At 60.2% G+C, this 20,958-nt stretch carries 17 protein-coding genes; 7 read left to right on the top strand and 10 right to left on the bottom strand.

Annotation, left to right across the window (positions count from 1 at the left end):
* Positions 1-161 precede the first annotated feature (161 nt).
* Complete coding sequence (gene glyA / locus VCA57_RS22940) at positions 162-1,415, bottom strand: serine hydroxymethyltransferase (RefSeq protein ID WP_411187987.1); 1,254 nt, start codon at positions 1,413-1,415, stop codon at positions 162-164.
* Between the two features lie 703 nt (positions 1,416-2,118).
* On the opposite strand from glyA, the gene VCA57_RS22935 reads away from it, so the two are divergent.
* Positions 2,119-2,985, top strand: coding sequence for a DMT family transporter (locus VCA57_RS22935; protein WP_411187985.1), 867 nt, complete (start codon positions 2,119-2,121; stop codon positions 2,983-2,985).
* Positions 2,986-3,161: 176 nt separating this feature from the next.
* Positions 3,162-4,208, top strand: coding sequence for a low specificity L-threonine aldolase (locus VCA57_RS22930; protein ID WP_411187983.1), 1,047 nt, complete (start codon positions 3,162-3,164; stop codon positions 4,206-4,208).
* A 147-nt stretch (positions 4,209-4,355) separates the two neighbouring features.
* On the opposite strand, the gene VCA57_RS22925 is transcribed toward VCA57_RS22930, so the two are convergent.
* The 8 genes from VCA57_RS22925 to VCA57_RS22890 all read right to left on the bottom strand — a co-directional run bounded on the left by VCA57_RS22925 (position 4,356) and on the right by VCA57_RS22890 (position 13,974).
* The gene (locus tag VCA57_RS22925; protein WP_411187981.1) at positions 4,356-4,607 is read right to left on the bottom strand and encodes a hypothetical protein; all 252 of its coding nucleotides are present in this window, start codon (positions 4,605-4,607) and stop codon (positions 4,356-4,358) included.
* A 165-nt stretch (positions 4,608-4,772) separates the two neighbouring features.
* Positions 4,773-5,546 carry an electron transfer flavoprotein subunit beta gene (locus VCA57_RS22920; RefSeq protein ID WP_411187979.1) on the bottom strand — a complete coding sequence of 258 codons (774 nt, stop codon included), beginning with the start codon at positions 5,544-5,546 and terminating at the stop codon, positions 4,773-4,775.
* 68 nt (positions 5,547-5,614) lie between these two features.
* A complete protein-coding gene (locus VCA57_RS22915) occupies positions 5,615-6,838 on the bottom strand; it encodes an electron transfer flavoprotein subunit alpha/FixB family protein (protein WP_411187977.1) in 1,224 nt (407 codons plus the stop codon).
* Positions 6,835-8,799 (bottom strand): dimethylglycine demethylation protein DgcB, encoded by a 1,965-nt coding sequence (gene dgcB / locus VCA57_RS22910; RefSeq protein ID WP_411187975.1) that lies wholly within the window; start codon positions 8,797-8,799, stop codon positions 6,835-6,837. The genes VCA57_RS22915 and dgcB overlap by 4 nt, the downstream gene beginning before the upstream one ends.
* 132 nt (positions 8,800-8,931) lie before the next feature.
* Positions 8,932-10,992, bottom strand: coding sequence for a dimethylglycine demethylation protein DgcA (gene dgcA, locus VCA57_RS22905; protein WP_411187973.1), 2,061 nt, complete (start codon positions 10,990-10,992; stop codon positions 8,932-8,934).
* 152 nt (positions 10,993-11,144) lie between these two features.
* A complete protein-coding gene (locus VCA57_RS22900) occupies positions 11,145-11,675 on the bottom strand; it encodes a DUF5943 domain-containing protein (protein WP_411187971.1) in 531 nt (176 codons plus the stop codon).
* A 201-nt stretch (positions 11,676-11,876) separates the two neighbouring features.
* Positions 11,877-12,854: a dipeptidase gene (locus VCA57_RS22895; RefSeq protein ID WP_411187969.1), complete on the bottom strand. Its 978-nt coding sequence runs from the start codon at positions 12,852-12,854 to the stop codon at positions 11,877-11,879.
* 178 nt (positions 12,855-13,032) lie between these two features.
* Positions 13,033-13,974, bottom strand: a complete 942-nt coding sequence (locus tag VCA57_RS22890; RefSeq protein ID WP_411187967.1) for a GlxA family transcriptional regulator — start codon at positions 13,972-13,974, stop codon at positions 13,033-13,035.
* A 224-nt stretch (positions 13,975-14,198) separates the two neighbouring features.
* Between VCA57_RS22890 and choX the strand changes: the two genes are divergently transcribed.
* The 4 genes from choX (at position 14,199) to VCA57_RS22870 (ending at position 17,794) form a co-directional block, all read left to right on the top strand.
* The gene (gene choX / locus VCA57_RS22885; protein WP_411187965.1) at positions 14,199-15,137 is read left to right on the top strand and encodes a choline ABC transporter substrate-binding protein; all 939 of its coding nucleotides are present in this window, start codon (positions 14,199-14,201) and stop codon (positions 15,135-15,137) included.
* Positions 15,138-15,210: 73 nt separating this feature from the next.
* Complete coding sequence (locus VCA57_RS22880) at positions 15,211-16,098, top strand: 3-keto-5-aminohexanoate cleavage protein (RefSeq protein WP_411187963.1); 888 nt, start codon at positions 15,211-15,213, stop codon at positions 16,096-16,098.
* A 142-nt stretch (positions 16,099-16,240) separates the two neighbouring features.
* Positions 16,241-17,206, top strand: a complete 966-nt coding sequence (locus tag VCA57_RS22875; RefSeq protein WP_411187961.1) for an L-carnitine dehydrogenase — start codon at positions 16,241-16,243, stop codon at positions 17,204-17,206.
* Between the two features lie 114 nt (positions 17,207-17,320).
* On the top strand, positions 17,321-17,794 hold the full coding sequence (locus VCA57_RS22870; protein ID WP_411187959.1) for a thioesterase family protein: 474 nt from the start codon (positions 17,321-17,323) through the stop codon (positions 17,792-17,794).
* Between the two features lie 368 nt (positions 17,795-18,162).
* On the opposite strand, the gene gbcA is transcribed toward VCA57_RS22870, so the two are convergent.
* Entirely contained in the window at positions 18,163-19,455 is a 1,293-nt protein-coding gene (gbcA, locus tag VCA57_RS22865) for a glycine-betaine demethylase subunit GbcA (RefSeq protein WP_411187957.1), read from the bottom strand.
* Positions 19,456-19,807: 352 nt separating this feature from the next.
* On the opposite strand from gbcA, the gene gbcB reads away from it, so the two are divergent.
* Positions 19,808-20,911 (top strand): glycine-betaine demethylase subunit GbcB, encoded by a 1,104-nt coding sequence (gene gbcB / locus VCA57_RS22860; protein ID WP_411187955.1) that lies wholly within the window; start codon positions 19,808-19,810, stop codon positions 20,909-20,911.
* The last annotated feature ends 47 nt before the right edge of the window (positions 20,912-20,958 follow it).

The following is a 20,958-nucleotide window of genomic DNA, read 5'->3' as shown; positions in this document are numbered from 1 at the left end:
AAAATCTTGGGTACTGCTTGGTCCGCCGCTTGAAACGAGTCAGAGCGTAGGGTGGGTTAACCGCGAAGCGGCGTAACCCACCGCTGCTATGGAAGCCCCCACGCGCCTTGGCTCTGGTGGGTTACGCCTTCGGCTAACCCACCCTACGGGTGATACAAAATTTATCGGTAGACCGGGTATTCGGCGCACAACCCGGCCGCCAGGGTCGCCACCTGCGCCTCGACATCGGCATCGCCAAGGTGGTCGAGAACATTACAAATCCACCCAGCCAGCTCGATGCTCTGTGCTTCCTTGAGGCCACGCGTGGTAATCGCCGGCGTACCGATGCGCAGCCCGGAGGTGACAAACGGCGACTGCGGGTCATTCGGCACGGCGTTTTTGTTAACGGTGATGCCGGTGCGGCCAAGGGCGGCATCGGCGTCTTTACCGGTGATGCCCTGCTTGATCAGGCTGACCAGGAACAGATGGTTATCAGTGCCGCCGGAGACCACGTCATAACCACGCTCGATAAACACCTTGGCCATGGCTTGAGCGTTGTTGATCACCTGCTGCTGATAGGTTTTGAAGCCCGGTTCCATGGCCTCTTTGAAGCACACCGCCTTGGCCGCGATAACGTGCATCAGCGGGCCACCCTGGGCACCAGGGAATACGGCTGAGTTGAGTTTTTTCTCGATATCCGGGTTGGCCTTGGCGAGGATCAGCCCGCCGCGCGGACCGCGCAGGGTTTTATGGGTGGTGGTGGTCACCACATCAGCAAACGGAATCGGGTTGGGGTACAGACCGGCGGCCACCAGGCCGGCAACGTGGGCCATATCGACAAACAGCAGCGCGCCAACCTTGTCGGCAATGGCGCGAAAGCGCGGGAAATCCAGAGTCTTCGAGTAGGCGGAGAAACCGGCCACGATCATCTTCGGCTGGCACTCGACGGCCAGGCGCTCGACTTCGTCGTAATCGATCAAGCCGGTCGCGGTGTCGATGCCGTATTGCACGGCGTTGTACAACTTGCCCGAAGACGACACCTTGGCCCCGTGGGTCAGGTGACCGCCGTGGGCCAGGCTCATGCCCAGAATGGTGTCACCGGCATTGATCAGCGCCAGGTACACCGCGCTATTGGCGGACGAACCAGAGTGCGGCTGCACGTTGGCGTAATCCGCGCCAAACAGCGCCTTAGCGCGGTCGATGGCCAACTGTTCGACCACATCGACATGCTCACAGCCGCCGTAATAACGCTTACCCGGATAGCCCTCGGCGTACTTGTTGGTCAATCCGCTGCCCTGGGCTTCCATCACGCGCTTACTGGTGTAGTTTTCCGAGGCGATCAGCTCGATATGGTGCTCCTGACGGCGCTCCTCGGCGTTGATGGCGCTGAGCAATTCGTCGTCATAGCCTTGAATCTGGTCGTGCTTGCTGAACATCGCTGATCTCCTGCGGCACCGGGGTACGGCGCATCTGTGTCGAAACGGGCAACAGGCCATTGAAAAACTATCTGCGTTGCCGATACGGCGTTAAAAACAGGCTCGAAATGCTCATTTACACCAGTAAACTCCGCTTTCTCACCTGTTTTTGCCTTGTCTCGGCCGCCTCGCCTACGTTTTTCAACGGCCTGTTAAGCCCTAGTGAGCCGATGGTATGACTCGCCCTGATCGGTCAGATGCCTAGGCACGCCACGGGAGATTGCGTTTGCGACATACCGAGGTCGCAAATCGACAACGGCGTCTCGCACACTTGATAGCTGCCACTGCCGTACGTCGGAGAAGACCTGCAGTTAGCCTGCTGACCTCGCTCAAAAGCCCATGCTATAGTCCCGCGCAGCTGGCCTGCCGAGCGTTAAAGCACGGCCACTGCCTTTCAATTCAAATGGCTAAAGCACACATGAATTCCGCGCGCACATTGACTCAGGTTTCCACGGTTGCTCTAACCGCTGAGCTCCTGCGCACGCTGCCTTTAGCTATCGCCCCACCACCTGTCGTCTCAAACCCTCGCGGCGTTTGCCCGCCGCCAGCGCCATAAGCATTCGCTTACTACCGACACCCTTTTTGGCCCCACGCTAAACCCTGCACGCACTTGCGACTAATCAGCCGGTGCCTGGGGCCTATGGTTTACGACAGGTAAATTTTAATGAAATCCATCTATGCACTGGGGGCGTATGCCTCTACCACACTGTTTGTATTGCTTTGGAGCAGCGGGGCCATTTTTGCTAAATGGGGGCTTGAGCACTCGTCAGCATTTGCTTTTTTGCTGCTGCGTTTTGCCCTAGCGTTCGGCGCACTGCTGTTAATCGGCCTCTATCGCAAACGCTTTCTACCAGCAAGCGGCACACGCGGGCGCGTTGCCGCAACGGGCTTACTGATGATTGGTAGCTATTCAATCTGCTACTTGCTGGCCCTCGATAACGGCATCACCCCCGGCGTACTGGCGACGCTGTTGGGCGTGCAGCCGATCCTGACGCTATTGCTGATTGAGCGCCGCTTTCCTGCAAGCCGCTTACTCGGGCTCAGCCTCGCGCTAGCAGGACTGGTTTTAGTCGTGCTGCAAAGCCTGCTAAAAGCCAATTTCTCGGTTGTCGGGATAGCCTTTGCTCTTGGCGCGCTCCTCAGCGTCACCAGCGGCGCAATTCTGCAAAAGAGTATCCAGCAAGAACCCGCGCAAGTACTGCCGCTGCAATATGCAATCAGCCTACTGCTGTGCCTGGCAGTGGCACCTAGCCAAGCGTTGCACTTTGAACAATCAATCGGCTTTCTAATTCCGCTGCTGTGGCTTGGGCTAGTAATTTCGGTGGTTGCGCAACTACTGCTGTATCGGCTAATTCGCGCCGGCAATCTGGTCAATGTCACCAGCTTGTTTTATCTCGTCCCCGTGGTCACCGCCGTCATGGACTATGTATTTCTCGGCAACCTGCTCTCTAGCCTGAGCGTGCTGGGGATGCTGGCAATTTTGTTAGGGCTGGCACTGGTTTTTCGCCGCGCTAACGCCACGAGTACTTAGCCCATAGCGAAACGCTAAACTCTGATAAGCCGTGCCGATGATGCCTGTGGGTTTAGTCGGCACGGACCAAGATAACAACCACGCAAACCGAGCCCACAAAGGCCCAGCCTTGCGTAAAATCTGCGACATTCACCGGCCCTCACGAAGGGCACCTAGACAACGGCAGAAGAACCTAAATGACCGATTTATCCCAGCAGTTCGCCAGCGACAACTATTCCGGCATCTGTCCCGAGGCTTGGGCCGCCATGGCTGAGGCCAATCAGGGCCACCAGCGCGCCTACGGCGATGACGAGTGGACAGCGCGCGCTGCCGACCACTTCCGCCGCCTGTTTGAAACTGACTGTGAAGTGTTTTTCGCCTTCAACGGTACAGCGGCCAACTCCCTTGCACTGGCCGCGTTGTGCCAGAGCTACCACAGCGTGATCTGCTCGGAGACCGCTCACGTTGAAACCGACGAGTGTGGAGCGCCGGAGTTCTTCTCCAACGGTTCCAAGCTGCTGCTGGCCAAAACCGAGAACGGCAAGCTGACGCCCGAAGCAATCCGCGAGCTCGCCCTCAAGCGCCAGGACATCCACTTCCCGAAACCCCGTGTAGTCACTATCACCCAAGCCACGGAAGTCGGCACGGCCTATAGCCCCGAGGAAGTCAGGGCGATCAGCGCGGTATGCCGCGAACTGGGCCTGCACCTGCATATGGATGGCGCGCGCTTTTCCAACGCCTGCGCCTTTCTCGGTTGCAGCCCGGCTGAGCTGACCTGGAAAGCCGGCGTGGATGTGCTGTGTTTTGGTGGCACCAAGAACGGCATGGCCGTGGGTGAGGCGATCCTGTTCTTCAACAAGGAGCTGGCTGAAGACTTCGACTACCGCTGCAAGCAGGCCGGCCAGCTGGCCTCGAAGATGCGCTACCTGTCCGCGCCCTGGGTTGGCATTCTGCAGAACGACGTCTGGCTGAAATACGCCCAGCACGCCAACCACTGCGCGCACTTACTTGCCGGCTTAGTCAGCGATATTCCAGGGGTCAACCTGATGTTCCCGGTTGAAGCCAATGGGGTGTTTTTGCAGATGTCGGAACCGGCGCTGGAAACCCTGCGCGGCCAAGGCTGGCGCTTCTATACCTTTATCGGGGCCGGTGGCGCACGCTTTATGTGCTCCTGGGACACCGACGAAGCACGCGTGCGCCAATTGGCGGCGGATATTCGCGCGGCGATGACGGCGGCGAGCTAAGGCGGCAATAAGCCGGTAAACCGTAGGTTGGGTTGAGGAGCAACGCGACAAAACCCAACAGACAATGCTGAGAGCAATGCGCGGTTCGGCAGGACATCGCCATTGGGTTTCGTGGAGCGAAAACCAACGGGAGCACCAGCCGGCAGATCACAAAGGGCGAGGCACCAAGGCCGGCAACAAAGTGCGCGAGATCGCTTCGCGCACATTCGGAAGCAAGGTCGCGCTGCCACCGAGCAACTCCTCCACCAGCCGCCGCAACGCAACGGCGCGCTCCGGGCTCAGGCCGCTGACGGCATGCTCGCAGGCCTGCTCCGCCGTCACCCCAGGCGGAATTGAAAGGCCCAGCGCCACCAGGCGCTCACGTAGATCTTCATGATCGATCAGGTCGGCGTGCATCATGGTCAAATCCTCTAATGGTGCAGCGATAAATGGGTTCTCAACTCGGGCTCCGCATGGGTATCGCTTCGCTCAACCCATCCTACGAACTGTAGCCCGGATGTAATCCGGGGATCGCGGCCTCCCGGATTTCATCCGGGCTACGACCTTTGGCTCGCTGAGGAAGCGCTAACGCAGCACACCTTCTTCCAATAACAACTTGAAGATAGCCTCGGCGCCAACCTCTGGCGAGACATCCTTGAGTACCTGTCCGCCACCGCCGGACGCTTTGGCGGTCGCGGCTTTCATCCGTTCAGCTCCGGTTTTCGCCTTGATCACTTTGAGGCGCTTAGGCCGTGACTTGGCCGGTTGCAACTGGGCACTGGCAAACAGCGGGTCAGCGACCAGTTCCACCTCTTCAGCGCTCAACACGCCACGTCGCGCCGGGCCGAAAGCACTCTGCCGCGCGGTGGGCGCGGCGTTATCAACACTGGCGACAAACGGCAGACGCACCTGCAAACGTCTGCGTTGGCCACGCGGCAACGCCTGCAGCACCTGAGCCACGCCGTTTTCTACCTGCTCCACAGCGGCGAGGCCGACCACCAACGGCCAGCCAAGCTGCTCGGCCAATAGATAAGGCAGCATGCCCGAGCCCTCGCCGGTTTCTGCCTGACTGCCGGTCAACACCAGCTGCGCGCTGGAATCCGCCAGATAGTCGGCCAGCACCGGCAACGCATCGCTATGCGCCGGCTGTTCGAGAATTTTGATCTGATTAAGACCCATGCCCAAATAAGCCCGCAGCGCTTCCTGCTGCGGATCGCCGGCATGCAGCACCTGCAAACGCTCACCGGCCAGACGCAAACCCAGCTCGACCGCACGGGCATCCTGCTCGGCGCGACGCGGTCGACCGGAAGTCGGGTGGGCACCCACCGAAACCAGCGCAACGATATTCAAGTCAGTCATGCATCCCCCGTAGCCCGGATGCAATCCGGGAATCGGTGTTGAGGGCCCCGGATTTTATCCGGGCTACGTTACGCGGCATCGCGGGCGGCCCCGTGGCGATGAGCGGCGACGCGCTCAATCAGCGCCTGCAAGATCGCGGCGGACTCGCCAATCACCGAGAGATCAGCGCGCTTGATCATGTCGCAGGTTGGGTCGAGGTTGATCGCCACCACCTTGTCGCAAGCTCCAATGCCTTGCAGGTGCTGGATCGCCCCGCTGATCCCCACCGCCACATACACCCGTGCGGTGACCCAGATGCCGGACGCACCCACCTGGCGTTCGCGGCCCATAAAGCCATCGTCCACCGCCACCCGCGAGGCCCCTTCGGTTGCCCCCAGCGCGGCAGCAGCCTGATGGAACAGCGCCCAATCCTTCACGCCGTTACCACCGGAGAGAATAAATTCGGCCTCCGCCATAGGAATCTGCGCTGGGTCGACCGCCACCGCGCCGAGGTCCTGAATCCGAGGCAAGTGGCTGACCAGCGCCTCATTAAGGTTCAGCGCACGCACTTCGTGACGGGTCTCGCTGACCGGCTCGGCGCACTCAACCGCCGCCAGAATCAACCGTGGCGCTGCCTGCACCAAGTCTTCCCGGCCGGCACCGGCACGCCCGCTGGCCATGCCATCGGCGACCTGCCAGACCCGCGTGGCTGGGCGCTCGCCGAGCTTGGCGGCCAAACGTCGGCCCAACTCGCCACCGCCACTGCGACTGTCCGGCAGCAACCAGTGACGCGGCGACAATTGCCGCTCCAGCGCGTCCAGTGCCAGCACCCGGGCTTCCGGCGAATAACCGTCGAAACCGTCACCCTCGAACTGCAGCAGGCGGTCGACGCCGTTGCAATCAAAGGCGCTTTCCTTGTGCTCACCGAAGACCACGGCCACGACCGCACCGTCATAACCGGCGAGCTTATGCGCCAGGCCGAGCAAGTCCTTGTCGTGGGCGCTGAGACGGCCACCGACCATGTCCGGCACCACCACGATATGGAAGGCCGGTTGTTCGATCACATGCAACGGCAACTGCACCACAGCGCTGGTCGCGCTGCGTTTCTGGCTGCCACCCTGCTGAGTGCCCGAGCGGTCGATGCGCTTGAGGCCGTTGGGGCCAATAAAACCGACAGCATGGGGATTTTTGCGGATGACACCATTGGGCCCCATCCAGCTTACGGCCGCTGGCTGCGATGCAGCATGCAGCGGGTGCAGGCGATTGCGGGCGATCCACTCAACCCTAGGATCACGGCGGATAATCTCGCTCATGGACTTACCTCGGCTATATCACGCGGGGCCACTGCAGTTTTTCTGACTTCGACAGCACCCTCGATCAATACATCAGCCACCAGCTCGGCAATGTCTTTGACCTCCGGCCGCTGGCCGACCACGCCTTCGAGCATGGCGGTGCATTGCGGGCAACCGACGGCCACCAACTCGGCACCGGTCTCCTTGATGTCGCCCATGCGCATATCGGGGATGCGTTGCTTGCCAGGAATGTCGGTGATCGGCGCACCGCCGCCACCGCCGCAGCAACGCGAGCGGAAGGCGGAACGCTGCATTTCCTTCACGTCGATACCGATGGCTTTGAGCACCGCACGCGGGGCTTCGTACTCACCGTTATAACGACCCAGATAGCACGGGTCGTGATAGGTCACGCTGCCGCCTTTATGCGTTCCCAGCGTCAACTTCTGCCCGCTGATCAGCTGCTCCATATAGGTGCTGTGGTGCAGCACTTGGTAGTGACCGCCCAGTTCGCCGTATTCGTTTTTCAGCACATGGAAGCTGTGCGGGTCACAGCTGACGATGGTGTTGAACTGGTATTTGGCCAGGGTGGCGATGTTGCGTTTGGCCAGCAGTTGGAAGGTCGCTTCATCGCCCAGACGACGGGCCACGTCACCGCTGTCGCGCTCCTCCAGACCGAGCACAGCGAAGTCGACCTTGGCCGCCTTGAGCACTTTGACGAAGGCGCGCAAGGTGCGCTGATTGCGCATATCGAAGGCACCGTCGCCAACCCAAAACAGTACGTCGACCTGCTGCTTTTCGCTCATCAGCGGCAGGTTCAAGTCCGACGCCCAGTTCAGTCGGCCGCCAGGGTTGAAGCCGCCAGGGTTGTCAGTGGCGATCAGGTTATCCAGTACTTCAGCGCCTTTGTTTGGCGTGGCGCCTTTTTCCAGGGTCAGGTGACGGCGCATGTCGACGATGGCATCGACGTGCTCGATCATCATCGGGCATTCCTCAACACAAGCGCGGCAGGTGGTGCACGACCATAGCGTCTCGGCATCGACCAGCGCCTTGCCGCCCAGGTTGACGATAGGCAGGTGTGGGCCTCCAGCATGTTCACCGATCGGCTTACCCGGGTAAGGGCTACCAGCAAACTTGGCATCAGTACCGCCGGCCAGGCCAACCACCATGTCCTGGATCAGTTTTTTCGGGTTGAGCGGCTGGCCGGCGGCGAAGGCCGGGCAGGCAGCTTCGCATTTACCGCACTGCACGCAGGCGTCGAAGCCAAGCAGTTGGTTCCAGGTGAAATCCGTGGGCTTTTCCACCCCAAGTGGGGCGTTGCGGTTATCCAGATCAAGGGCTTTCAACCCGGTGGAACGGCCACCCGCGAAGCGCTCGGCGCGGCGGTGCCAGGCTAGGTGCAGGGCACCGGCAAAGGCATGCTTCATCGGCCCGCCCCAGGTCATGCCGAAGAACAGCTCGGACACGCCCCAGGCCACACCGACCGTCAGCAGGAGCGCTAATACCCAACCACCAAAATCGGCGGGCAGAATGCCGGCCACCGGCAGGGTGGCGATAAAGAAGCTGCCGGCGAACATCAGCAGGCTTTTCGGCAGGCGCATCCACGGGCCTTTCGACAGCCGCGACGGCGGATCAAGGCGGCGCTTGGCGACAAATAGCGCGCCGACAAACATCAATGCGGTTGCGCCCAACAAGGCGAAGCCGAGGATGCGGCTGTGCAGGCCAAAGCCATGCACCAGAATCGCCAGCACCGCCGCCAGAACAAAACCGCCGGCCGTGGCCACGTGGGTGTTGGCGATGTATTTGTCGCGCGCGACCACATGGTGCAGATCGACCATATAACGGCGCGGCATGGCCAGCAGGCCGCCCAGCCAATCAACCTGGCTCGGCCGACCACGCCGCCACATCAGAAAGCGCTTGCCCGCGCCGATGACCGCAAGGGCCAGGGCGGCGAAGAGCAGCACGGGGAGAATGGTTTGCAGCATTCACATGCCCTCGTAGGGTGGGTTAGCCGGAGGCGTAACCCACCATCGATGCGTCAGGCACAAACTTGGCCTGCCTGGTAATCCGATTGGTGGGTTACGCCGCTGCGCGGCTAACCCACCCTACGGGTTTCGTTAAAAATCCTTACACAACCGCAGGGCGTCGTAGATCGCCGCGTGGGTGTTGCGCTGGGCTACGCAGTCGCCGATACGGAACAGCAGATAGCCGTCACCCGTCTCGGCTAAGCAAGGCTGCGGCTTGATCGCGAACAGCGCCTCCACATCAATCTGGCCCTTGTTGCGCGAGCCTTCTTTGAGTGCGTAGTAGAGGCGCTCATCCGGACGCACGCCGTTTTCCACCACCACCTGATCGACCACCCGCTCTTCTTTGGCACCGGTGTATTCGTTCTCCAGCACCGCCACCAGCTTGTCGCCTTCGCGGTAGACCTTTTCCAGCATCATGTCGCCGGTCATGATCACTTCTTTCGGGTACATGCTGCGGTAGTAGGTTGGGAACGTGGTACCGCCCATGGCCACACCCGGTTTGATGTCGTCGGTGACGATCTCCACTTTCGCGCCTTTTTCGGCGATAAAGTCGGCCACCGACATACCGCCGAACTCGCAAATGGTGTCGTACACCAGCACGTTATTGCCCGGTGCAACCGTGCCATCGAGGACGTCCCAGCTGCTCACCACCAAGCCTTCAGCGGCGCCCCAGTGTTCGTTTTGCTCGATGAATGGATGACCGCCGTTGGCCAGCACGACGATGTCCGGACGCAGGTCGAGGATGCTCGCCTCATCCGCGCCGGTCCCCAGGCGCAGGTCGATATTCAGCCGCGCCAGCTCCAGCTGGAACCAGCGGGTGATGCCGGCCATCTGGTCACGTTGCGGCGCTTTGGCGGCCAAGGTGATTTGCCCACCGAGGCTGTCTTTCTTCTCGAACAGGGTCACATCGTGGCCGCGCTCGGCAGCGACGCGCGCTGCTTCCATACCGGCCGGGCCACCACCGACGATCACCACCTTGCGTTTCGGTCCGCTGGTTTTCTCGATGATATGCGGCAGGCCCATGTATTCACGGCTGGTGGCCGCGTTCTGGATGCACAGTACGTCCAGGCCCTGGTATTGGCGATCGATGCAATAGTTGGCACCGACGCACTGCTTGATCTGATCAACCTGGCCCATCTTGATCTTGGCGATCAGGTGCGGGTCGGCGATATGTGCGCGAGTCATGCCGACCATGTCGACGTAACCACCTTCAAGAATCCGCGTGGCCTGGTTGGGGTCCTTGATGTTCTGCGCGTGCAGCACCGGCACCTTGACCACTTCCTTGATCCCGGCAGCCAGGTGCAGGAACGGCTCCGGCGGGTAGCTCATGTTGGGGATGACGTTGGCCAGAGTGTTGTGGGTATCGGCGCCAGAACCGACCACGCCGATAAAGTCGATCAGGCCGGTGGCATCGTAATAGGCGGCGATCTGCTTCATGTCCTCGTGAGACAGGCCGTCCGGGTGGAACTCGTCACCGGAGATACGCAGGCCCACGCAGAAATCGGCACCGACCTCGGCGCGCACAGCCTTGATCACTTCAAGGCCAAACTTCATCCGTCCTTCAAAGGTGCCACCCCACTCGTCAGTACGCTTGTTGACCCGTGGCGACCAGAACTGGTCGATCATGTGCTGGTGCACGGCCGACAGCTCGACGCCGTCGAGGCCACCTTCTTTGGCACGGCGTGCGGCCTGGGCGAAGTCACCGATTACGCGCCACATCTCCTCTGGTTCAATGGTCTTGCAGGTGGCGCGGTGCACCGGCTCGCGGATGCCAGACGGCGACATCAGGGTTGGCCAGTCGAAACCATCCCAGCGCGAGCGACGGCCCATGTGGGTAATCTGGATCATGATCTTGGCGCCATGCTTGTGCATGGCATCCGCCAGGTTCTGGAAGTGCGGAATGATGCGGTCGGTCGACAGGTTCACCGAGCTCCACCAGCTGTGCGGGCTGTCGATGGAGACCACCGAAGAGCCACCGCAGATCGCCAGGCCAACGCCACCCTTGGCCTTCTCTTCGTAATACTTAACGTAACGCTCAGTGGTCATGCCGCCATCGGTGGCCATAACCTCGGCGTGGGCGGTAGACACGATGCGGTTACGAATAGTCAGCTTGCCGATTTGAATCGGCTGGAACATTGCTTCGAAAGCCATGGGGCATCCTCTGAAAACTACTGCGCTCGGTTATGCGGCGTTGGAGGCTGAAGCGAAAATGCTCATTTACAGCAGTAAACTCCGCTTTTCGCTTCAGCCTCCGCCTTGCCTATCCTTCGCTCGCTACGTTTTCTCTCACGGTTGAAATGTTTTTAGAGCGGCTTAACCACAAACAGACCATCGTCGTGGCCTTCTTCGGAACCGCTGTATGCCTGCACGGTGACGGTGCGGATTGGGCTACCAGCGGCGGCGAGAATCTGGTCGATGGCGCCGGAGAACCAGCCGGTGAACATGTAGTCCACCTTGCGATTGACCTTGCCGTAGACATACACAAAGGCCGAGTGCTTGAGTTTGACTTCGGCGTGGCCGGTCTCAAGGTCGAGCGTCTGCGTTTCGAACAATCCCCAGCCGCGCTGCGACAGGCGCTTCATGTAATGCTCAAACACCGCCGCACCGGAAATCCCATGGCACTCGGCCTCTTTCTCGCACCAGTGCCAGGCGGACTTGTAGCCGGCCTTGTAGAGAATCTCGGCATAAGCCTCAGCACCCAGCACCTCCTCAATACCCATGTGGTTATTGACGAAGAAATGCCGCGGCACATAGAGCATCGGCAGGGCATCGGTGGTCCAAACGCCGGTTTCGTCGTCGACCTGGATAGGCATTTCGGGTGCGTGGGTGGCCATGTGTTGAAACTCCGGAATCAGGTAATAAGTAGGGTGGATGGGCTGCCTAACTGGCGCTTTATCCATCCACCGCAAGGTGAATCGGTGGATGAGAAAAGCGTCATCCACCCTACGCTCGAAAGTGTTCGGCGCGTTTTTTGTAGGGTGGGTTAGCCGAAGGCGTAACCCACCAACTGGCCCGCAGGGCCGGCGAGGTATTCATCACTCGCCCCAGACGTCTGCGAGTACGTTGACCCAGTTCTCGCCCATGATCTTGCGCACCACGCGCTCGGAATGGCCGCGTTTGAGCAGGGTTTCGGTGAGGTTGGGGAACTCGCCCACGGTACGGATGCCCAGTGGGTTGATGATCTTGCCGAAGCTGGTCAGGCGGCGGGCGTAGCCCTTGTCGTGGGTCAGGTACTCGAAGAAGTCCTGGCCGTGACCCTGGGTGAAATCGGTGCCGATGCCGATGGAGTCTTCGCCGACGATGTTCATCACGTACTCGATGGCTTCGGCGTAATCGTCGATAGTCGAGTCGATACCCTTGGCCAGGAACGGCGCGAACATGGTCACGCCGACAAAACCGCCGTGATCAGCGATAAATTTCAGTTCTTCATCGGACTTGTTGCGCGGGTGTTCTTTCAGCCCCGACGGCAGGCAGTGCGAGTAGCAGACCGGTTTTTTCGATTCGAGGATGACCTCTTCCGAGGTCTTGGAGCCGACGTGGGACAAGTCGCACATGATGCCGACACGGTTCATCTCGGCAACGATCTCGCGACCGAAGCCGGACAGTCCGCCGTCACGCTCGTAGCAACCCGTGCCCACCAGGTTCTGGGTGTTGTAGCACATCTGCACAATGCCCACGCCGAGCTGCTTGAACACCTCGACGTAACCGATCTGGTCCTCAAACGCATGGGCGTTCTGGAAGCCGAAGAGGATGCCGGTTTTACCCTGTTCTTTCGCCTTGCGAATGTCGGCGGTAGTACGCACCGGCATCACCAGGTCGCTGTTCTCACGCATCAGCTTCTGGCTTTTGCAGATGCTGTCGATGGTTGCCTGAAAGCCTTCCCACACCGAGACGGTGCAGTTGGCCGCAGTCAGGCCGCCTTTACGCATGTCTTCAAACAGTTCGCGGTTCCACTTGGCGATGATCAGCCCGTCAATAACGATGCTGTCGGCGTGCAATTCGGCTGGGCTCATCAGGCAGTCCCCTAAGTATTGAATACCGACATGGCGCGTCGGTGCTTTGGGGAGAGCTTATCCCTGGGGGGCAAGGCGACCCGGTGCAAAAGCGACTGAGGGTTTGCCGAAAGCGTCAAGGCGAGGTCGCGCAGGGATATGTTGTCAGCTGCCGTGTGAGTGACTTGCCGCTAAACCCTCAGTGTCGCTCGTGACGGTCACGGCTGGGGCTGATCGCAAAACGCTTACGGTAGCCACGGGAGAAGTACGAGGCGGAATCAAAACCGCAGGCCAGAGCGACATCCAATACGCTGAGGTCGCTCTGGCGAAGCAATTGCCGCGCCTTATCCAGGCGCAGCGCGAGGTAAAAGGCCGAGGGCGTGCTACTCAGATGATGGCGAAACAGTCGCTCCAACTGCCGTACGGTGACACCCACACGCCCGGCCAACACGTCACAGGCCAGCGGTTGTTCACAATGGCGCTCCATCTCACCGATCACCTTGACCAACTTCTTGTTGTGCAGGTCGTAACGGCTGGCAACCTGCATACGCTGGTGATCTTGGCGGGTACGAATACGGCCGAGGACGAATTGTTCGGAGACCTGCACAGCCAAGGTTTCGCCATGTTGCTGACCAATCAGGCTGAGCATCAGATCGAGGCTGCTGGTACCGCCAGCGCTGGTGATGCGCCGGCCATCAATTTCGAACAGTTCCTGCGTGACGTGCAAGTGCGGGTAGCGTTCGCGAAAAGCCTCAATAGCTTCCCAGTGCAGGGTTAAGCATTGGCCCTGAAATAACCCCGCTTCGGCGAGCACAAAACTGCCGGTATCAATAGCGCCAAGCACCTTCATGGCATGCTCGTTACGCTGCAGCCAGCGCGCCAGACGCACATCGTAATGTGCCAACGGCTCAAAGCCGGCTACCACGAACACCCCATCAACCTCAGACGGCAGTTCGAGCCCAGCCTCAACGTTTAACGACATACCGTTACTCGCCGCCACTGCCGCGCCATCTAGGCTGAGCAACTGCCATCGGTACAGGACGCCACTGAAGCGGTTAGCCACGCGCAGTGGCTCGATGGCCGACATAAGCCCCATCATCGAAAAACCGGGTAGCAGAAGAAAACAGAAGGTCTGGGGCATGCACGTGTCCGCAGCAAGGATTAGGCAAATAAGAAGCCAAAGGCCACTAACCGCGCAAGCATTGAGTCGGCATAGATCAACAATCAGTCGTATTAGTCCAAATTTTTTGCCAGTTCGCCGCGTAAGGTGACTACATCGGGGCGATGCTGCCTCGGACACGGTGGGGGCCTTATGGCCTCTAAAAGAACGAAAGCAAACCGCTGTGACACGATGAGGAGCACCCGATGAAAGGTCTTACCGCACTGGCCGCATGCTGCACCCTGAGCCTTTTCAGTAGCGCCCTGCTGGCTGACGACGCCAGCTGCAAAACGGTCCGTCTAGGCGCAGTCGGCTGGACCGACGTAGTCGCCACTTCAGCCGTCGCAACGACGCTGTTGCAAGGTCTTGGCTACGAAACTAAACAGACGCAAGCCTCGCAGCAGATCATCTTCGCCGGTATCCAGAAGGGCCAGGTCGACGCCTTTCTGGGTTACTGGAAACCGATCATGGACGACAACATCAAGCCCTTCCTTGAAGCAGGCGCCGTCAAGGTGGCCGACACGCCATCGCTGAACGACGCCATCGCCGTGCTCGCGGTACCGAGCTACAGCGCCGACAAGGGACTTAAGACCCTGGCTGATATTTCCCGCTTCAAAGATGAGCTGGGCGGCAAGATCTACGGCATCGAAGCCGGCTCGGGTGCCAATACGGCGATCCAGAAGATGATCGACAGCAACCAGTTCGGCCTCGGTGGGTTCAAGCTGATCGAGTCCAGCGAGGCAGGTATGTTGGCGGCTGTCGGACGCGCAGTGAGAAGCGAAAAGCCAGTGGTGTTCTTCGGCTGGAAACCACACCCGATGAACCTGTCTATGCCGATCACCTACTTAACCGGCACCGAGGATGTATTCGGTCCTAACGACGGCGCAGCTACGGTTTCCACCGTTACCTCGCCGGACTATGCCACGCGCTGCCCAAACGCCAATCGCCTGCTCACCAACTTGCGTTTCACCAGCGCCCAGGAAGCCGAACTGATGCAGCCGATTATGGACAGAGCTGAACCGGCAACGGCCGCGCGCGACTGGCTCAAAGCCAACCCGCAAATGGTCAAGGACTGGCTAGTTGGCGTCACCACCTTCGACGGCCAGCCCGCTACGCCTGCGGTAGTCGCCGCGCTCGCCAACTAAACCCAACTCCATACCCCAACAGCCAGCGGCACCTGCCGCTGGCTACGCTCGCCCCTGAAAAGGACAGTCGAAAATGAATTACGAGGTCATTGTCACCTGCGCGGTCACTGGCGCTGGCGACACCGTTGGCAAGCATCCGGCAATACCGGTCACACCCAAAGAAATCGCCGCTGCAGCCATCGAGGCAGCCAAAGCCGGCGCCACCGTCGCCCACTGCCATGTGCGCGACCCGCAAACAGGTAAACCAAGCCGCGACGTAGCGCTGTACCGCGAACTCGTCGAGCGCATCCGTGAAAGCGATACCGACGTGATCATCAACCTCACCGCCGGTATGGGCGGTGACCTTGAGATCGGGCATGGCGAAAAACCACTGGCGTTCGGCGCGGGCACTGATTTAGTCGGCCCAATGGAGCGTTTGGCGCACATTGAGGCGTTGCTACCGGAAATCTGCACCCTGGACTGCGGCACGCTCAATTTCGGTGACGGCGATTTCATCTACGTCTCCACCCCCGCGCAACTGCGTGCTGGTGCCAAGCGCATCACCGAGTTAGGCGTGAAGGCCGAACTGGAAATATTCGACACCGGCCATCTGTGGTTCGCCAAGCAGATGCTCAAAGAAGGCCTACTCGAAGACCCATTGATCCAGCTATGCCTGGGCATTCCCTGGGGCGCACCAGCCGACACCACCACGATGAAAGCCATGGCCGACAACCTGCCACCGGGCATCACTTGGGCCGGCTTCGGCATCGGCCGTATGCAAATGCCGATGGTCGCCCAGTCCATGCTTCTGGGTGGCCATGTACGAGTGGGCCTAGAAGACAACATTTGGCTGGACCGTGGCGTACACGCCAGCAACGGCCAACTGGTGCAACGCGCGATTGAGATCATCGAACGCCTTGGTGGCCGCGCCCTGACCCCGGCCGAAGGCCGCGAGAAGATGAAGCTCAAGCGTCGCGGCTAACGCGTAACGACGCCCGGCCACTCCCGCAGATTTTCCCGGTTCTCGTGGGAGGGGCTTTAGCCGCGACCGTCCTTGATCCGAATGAAATCCGGGAAATCCCATTGCTCATCCCCGGATTGCATCCGGGCTATCGGAGTTCACCATGACCTTCATCACCGACATTAAAACCTTCGCCGCCATCGGCACCGGCGTGATTGGCGCCGGTTGGATCGCGCGCGCCCTGGCTCACGGCCTCGATGTGGTTGCCTGGGACCCCGCCCCCGACGCCGAAGCCGCGCTGCGCACACGCGTGGCCAATGCTTGGCCGGCGCTGGAGAAACAAGGCCTGGCAGCCGGCGCGTCCTTGCAACGCCTACGCGTCGTACCCAGTGTCGAAGAGTGCGTGCGCGATGCTGATTTCATCCAGGAAAGTGCACCGGAACGCCTTGATCTCAAATGCTCACTACACGCCAGAATCAGTGCAGCAGCACGCCCGGACGTATTGATCGGTTCCAGCACCTCGGGGCTGTTACCCAGCGAGTTCTATGCCGATGCCACGCATCCAGAGCGCTGCATAGTCGGCCACCCGTTCAACCCGGTTTACTTGCTGCCGCTGGTGGAAGTAGTCGGCGGCGAGAAAACCGCACCCGCGGCCATCGAAGCGGCCAAGAGCATTTATCAAGCACTGGGTATGCGCCCGCTACACGTACGCAAGGAGGTGCCAGGGTTTATCGCCGACCGTCTGCTCGAAGCGCTCTGGCGCGAGGCCCTGCACCTGGTCAAAGACGGTGTTGCAACAACCGCGGAGATTGACGACGCGATTCGCTTCGGCGCAGGCCTGCGCTGGTCATTTATGGGCAGTTTCCTCACCTACACCTTGGCGGGTGGCCCGGCCGGTATGCGGCATTTTATGGCCCAATTTGGCCCAGCACTGAAACTGCCCTGGACCTACCTGCAAGCGCCAGAGCTGACCGATGGCCTAATTGATGCCGTGGTTGAGGGGACAACCGAGCAGCAGGGTAGTCGCAGCCTTGACGAGCTGGAACGCTACCGTGACGACTGTTTGCTGGCGGTGCTTGAAGCCATCAAGACAACCAAGGAGCAGCACGGCTTGCAGTTCGCCGAATAGCCCGGCGCGAAAATGCCCTGTGGTGTGACCTTGGCCACGCCACAGGGCTCGTTGCAGCTGACAACTTCCTTACTTCACACTGCCAAACACCGCAAAACCAAGGGTGCCCTCACCATGTCTCTCACTCCCTACCGCACTGCCGTTCTCCCAGAATGGGTGGATTACAACGGCCACCTGCGCGATGCCTTCTACCTGCTGATTTTCAGCCATGCCACCGACACCCTGATGGATCAGCTCGGCCTCGATGAGGCCGGCCGCGCGCGCACCGGCCATACCCTGTACACCCTTGAGTGCCACATCAACTACTTGACCGAGGTCAAGGAAGGTGAAACGGTCGAGGTCCGCACCCAGTTGCTGGCCCATGACGGCAAGCGCCTGCATATTCATCACGCGCTGCATCGCCCTGGCGAGGCCACCAGCCTGGCGCAAAGCGAGCAAATGTTGATGAATATCGACACGGCCACCGGCCGCTCGGCGCTGTTCGACGCTGCAGTCGCGCAGCGTGTTAAACAGCTGGCCGACATTCAGCGTGATTGGCCGATGCCTGAATATGTGCAACGTCTGATTGGCTTGCCGCCAGCCAAGTAGATGCCCCTTTCTCCCTTGCAGGTATGCAACAGACCGTAGCCTGGGTCGGGTGAAGCGATACCCAGGGCACCGCTTCCCGGGTATCGCGCTGCTCAACCCAGGCTACCGACCGGGGGTTTGCCGAAAGCGTCAAATCCCGGTCGCGATCTGCCCCCCCTTTGTGGACGTCCGGCTTGCGCTAGAGGCGGACGCAGAGCGTGGGGACGATCACTAATAAAAAAGCCCCTGCCCGGGGTAACCGGCAGGGGCTAAGGAAACCCTTGAGGCGGGTCTCAGTGTGTACGGGGATGCTCAGGCCTGCGCCGCGCGGCTAGCAGGCTGTATACGCTCAGACCGATCAGCAGCCATAGCGCGAGCGACATACCGGCTTACTCCGCGCCAACCTGGCGCAAGTACGGTGCCGGCGCAGCGCCGAGGTTGTTGAGCACGCGCTCGCTGTACCAGTCGATAAAGTTGACCACGCCGAATTCGTAGGTCTTCGAGTACGGGCCAGGCTGGTAGGCGGTGGAGTTGATGCCGCGCTGGTTCTCTTCAGCCAGGCGACGGTCTTGGTCGTTGGTCGCGTCCCACACCTGACGCAGGCGCGCCACGTCGTAATCGACGCCTTCCACAGCATCTTTGTGCACCAGCCATTTGGTGGTGACCATGGTTTCCTGCGCGCTGATCGGCCAGACGGTGAAGACGATCAGGTGATCACCCATGCAGTGGTTCCACGAATGCGGTAGATGCAGGATGCGCATCGAGCCCAGGTCCGGGTCGGTGATGCGGCCCATGAGCTTCTTGCAGCCTTGCTTACCATCCATGGTCATCGACACAGTACCCTTGAGCAGCGGCATGCGCACGATGCGGTTACGCAGGCCGAAGCTGGCGTGCGCGTAGGGGATGTTGTCGTTGTCCCAGCGCGTGGTGCATTCACTTACTTGGTCCTTGAAGGCCTGGGTCGCCCGTGGGTCGGTAACGTCATCCCATTCCAGCAGGGTATTAAGCAGCTCTGGGTGCGAACCGTTGCAGTGGTAGCATTCGCGGTTGTTTTCGATCACCAGCTTCCAGTTGGCTTTTTCCATCAAGGTGGTTTGCACCGCCACCTTGGTGTTTTCCATGTCGTAGGGCTCCATGTAATGGGCCAGGGTGCTGAGGAAGTCATCGATGGCCGGCGGATTCTCCGCTAGCGAGATAAAGATGTAGCCGCCGGCCACTTTGCAGTTCACCGGTTTGAGGCTGTAGTCCTTGAGGTCGAAATCTGCGCCCATTTCGCTGCCAGCGAACAGCAAACGGCCGTCCAGCTCGTAGGTCCACTGATGGTATGGGCAGACCAGTTTGGCCACTTTGCCTTTTTCACTGGTGCACAGGCGCGAACCTCGGTGGCGGCAAACGTTATGAAACGCATGCACCACGCCATCGGCCCCACGGATGACCATGATGGGGTTGTCGCCGATCTGCAGGGTGAGGAAGTTGCCCTTGGTCGGGATCTCGCAGGTCATGCCGGCGATCAGCCATTCCTTGTGGAAGATCTCCTGCATGTCGATCTTGAACAGACGCTCATCGTTGTAGAACGGCTGCGGCAGCGAGAAGGTGCGCTCGCGGTTCTGCAGCATCTCAGCGGTGGCCTTGCGTGCGGGCTCCAGCGGGTCGCCCAGGCTCAGGTTGGAAGTGACGTCCATCGGTAACTCCTCAATGGCGACTCGCTGTGCGAGTTGCCGCAATAAAGTGGCTATTCGGTTCACGCAAGCTGGCGTTGTTGCCCCGCTCTACGCCTGCCGATGGCGTCTGGATGAATGGGGAATTCGCTCATGACCTTATGCTTCGGCTGGCTGCGAGTGTGGCGCTGAGCGCGGGCCAATCCTTATCCACGGGCGACATGCCGGCATCCGTTTCCGACGCGCTAAACCACGGCCTATGCGGCAGGTCGCGATAAGTATGCCAATGTCGCTGGCAGATAAATGAACAGGCCGTGCTGTGCGCACAATCCACCCCATATAAAGCCGATATCCGGCCACGCGCGGAGAGCCGTCCATGACGACGAACGACTTCCTCAACCCGATTACCACCCAGACCTGGAGCAACGGCAGGCATCTGGTGCGGTGCGTTAAAGTCATCCAGGAAACCTGGGACGTACGCACCTTCTGTTTTATGGCCGACCAACCGGTGCTGTACTTCTTCAAACCGGGGCAGTTCGTCACCCTGGAACTGGAGATTGATGGCCAGCCGGTGATGCGCTCTTACACCATTTCCAGCTCCCCCTCGGTGCCTTACAGCTTCTCCATCACCATCAAGCGGGTGCCGGGCGGCAAGGTTTCCAACTGGCTGCACGACAACCTTAATCAAGGTGATGAATTACCCGTGCACGGCCCGGTCGGGCTGTTCAACGCCATCGACTTTCCCGCCGACAAGGTGCTTTACCTCAGCGGCGGTGTCGGCATTACCCCAGTGATGTCGATGGCCCGCTGGTTCTACGACACCAACGCCAATGTCGACATGGTGTTCGTACACAGTGCGCGCTCGCCGAAGGACATCATTTACCACCGCGAGCTGGAACATATGGCCGCGCGGATCAACAACTTCAGCCTGCACGTGATTTGTGAAAAACACGGACTGGGCGAGGCCTGGGCCGGGTATCGCGGTTACCTCAACCAGAAAATGCTTGAACTGATTGCCCCGGATTATCTGGAGCGGGAAATATTCTGCTGCGGCCCCACGCCTTACATGAATGCAGTCAAGCGCCTGCTCGAAAGCAATGGCTTTGATATGCAGCGCTATCACGAGGAATCCTTTGGCGCGACGCCGGCAGATGTCCGTGAAGAAGCCAAGGAACTGGCCGCCGAAGCCGCCGATGCGCCGTCAATTCCGGCCGCCGAGCAGCATCAGGTGGCGTTCACCAGCACCGGCAAGAGCATTCGTGTCGACCCCGGCGAAACCGTGCACGCCGCCGCCGCCAAGCTTGGCCTGCACATTCCCAAAGCCTGCGGCATGGGTATTTGCGGCACCTGCAAGGTAATGAAAACCTCAGGTGAAGTGGCCATGGAACACAACGGCGGGATTACCGACGAAGACGTGGCCGAGGGTTACATCCTCTCCTGCTGCAGCGTGCCGCAAGGTGATGTGGCCATCGAATACTAAGCACCGCGTATCGACCACATCGCACACAGCAAAACGCCGCACTCGCC

Source organism: Pseudomonas sp., from assembly GCF_046581935.1.
Lineage (GTDB): Bacteria > Pseudomonadota > Gammaproteobacteria > Pseudomonadales > Pseudomonadaceae > Aquipseudomonas.
Note: the sequence above shows the minus strand (reverse complement) of the source record. Positions and strands in the feature narration are given on the sequence as shown.

Coding starts and splice junctions, on each gene's coding strand:
- glyA (WP_411187987.1), bottom strand. CDS start 1,415: ATGTTCAGCAAGCACGACCAGATTCAAGGCTATGACGACGAATTGCTC.
- VCA57_RS22935 (WP_411187985.1), top strand. CDS start 2,119: ATGAAATCCATCTATGCACTGGGGGCGTATGCCTCTACCACACTGTTT.
- VCA57_RS22930 (WP_411187983.1), top strand. CDS start 3,162: ATGACCGATTTATCCCAGCAGTTCGCCAGCGACAACTATTCCGGCATC.
- VCA57_RS22925 (WP_411187981.1), bottom strand. CDS start 4,607: ATGATGCACGCCGACCTGATCGATCATGAAGATCTACGTGAGCGCCTG.
- VCA57_RS22920 (WP_411187979.1), bottom strand. CDS start 5,546: ATGACTGACTTGAATATCGTTGCGCTGGTTTCGGTGGGTGCCCACCCG.
- VCA57_RS22915 (WP_411187977.1), bottom strand. CDS start 6,838: ATGAGCGAGATTATCCGCCGTGATCCTAGGGTTGAGTGGATCGCCCGC.
- dgcB (WP_411187975.1), bottom strand. CDS start 8,799: ATGCTGCAAACCATTCTCCCCGTGCTGCTCTTCGCCGCCCTGGCCCTT.
- dgcA (WP_411187973.1), bottom strand. CDS start 10,992: ATGGCTTTCGAAGCAATGTTCCAGCCGATTCAAATCGGCAAGCTGACT.
- VCA57_RS22900 (WP_411187971.1), bottom strand. CDS start 11,675: ATGGCCACCCACGCACCCGAAATGCCTATCCAGGTCGACGACGAAACC.
- VCA57_RS22895 (WP_411187969.1), bottom strand. CDS start 12,854: ATGAGCCCAGCCGAATTGCACGCCGACAGCATCGTTATTGACGGGCTG.
- VCA57_RS22890 (WP_411187967.1), bottom strand. CDS start 13,974: ATGCCCCAGACCTTCTGTTTTCTTCTGCTACCCGGTTTTTCGATGATG.
- choX (WP_411187965.1), top strand. CDS start 14,199: ATGAAAGGTCTTACCGCACTGGCCGCATGCTGCACCCTGAGCCTTTTC.
- VCA57_RS22880 (WP_411187963.1), top strand. CDS start 15,211: ATGAATTACGAGGTCATTGTCACCTGCGCGGTCACTGGCGCTGGCGAC.
- VCA57_RS22875 (WP_411187961.1), top strand. CDS start 16,241: ATGACCTTCATCACCGACATTAAAACCTTCGCCGCCATCGGCACCGGC.
- VCA57_RS22870 (WP_411187959.1), top strand. CDS start 17,321: ATGTCTCTCACTCCCTACCGCACTGCCGTTCTCCCAGAATGGGTGGAT.
- gbcA (WP_411187957.1), bottom strand. CDS start 19,455: ATGGACGTCACTTCCAACCTGAGCCTGGGCGACCCGCTGGAGCCCGCA.
- gbcB (WP_411187955.1), top strand. CDS start 19,808: ATGACGACGAACGACTTCCTCAACCCGATTACCACCCAGACCTGGAGC.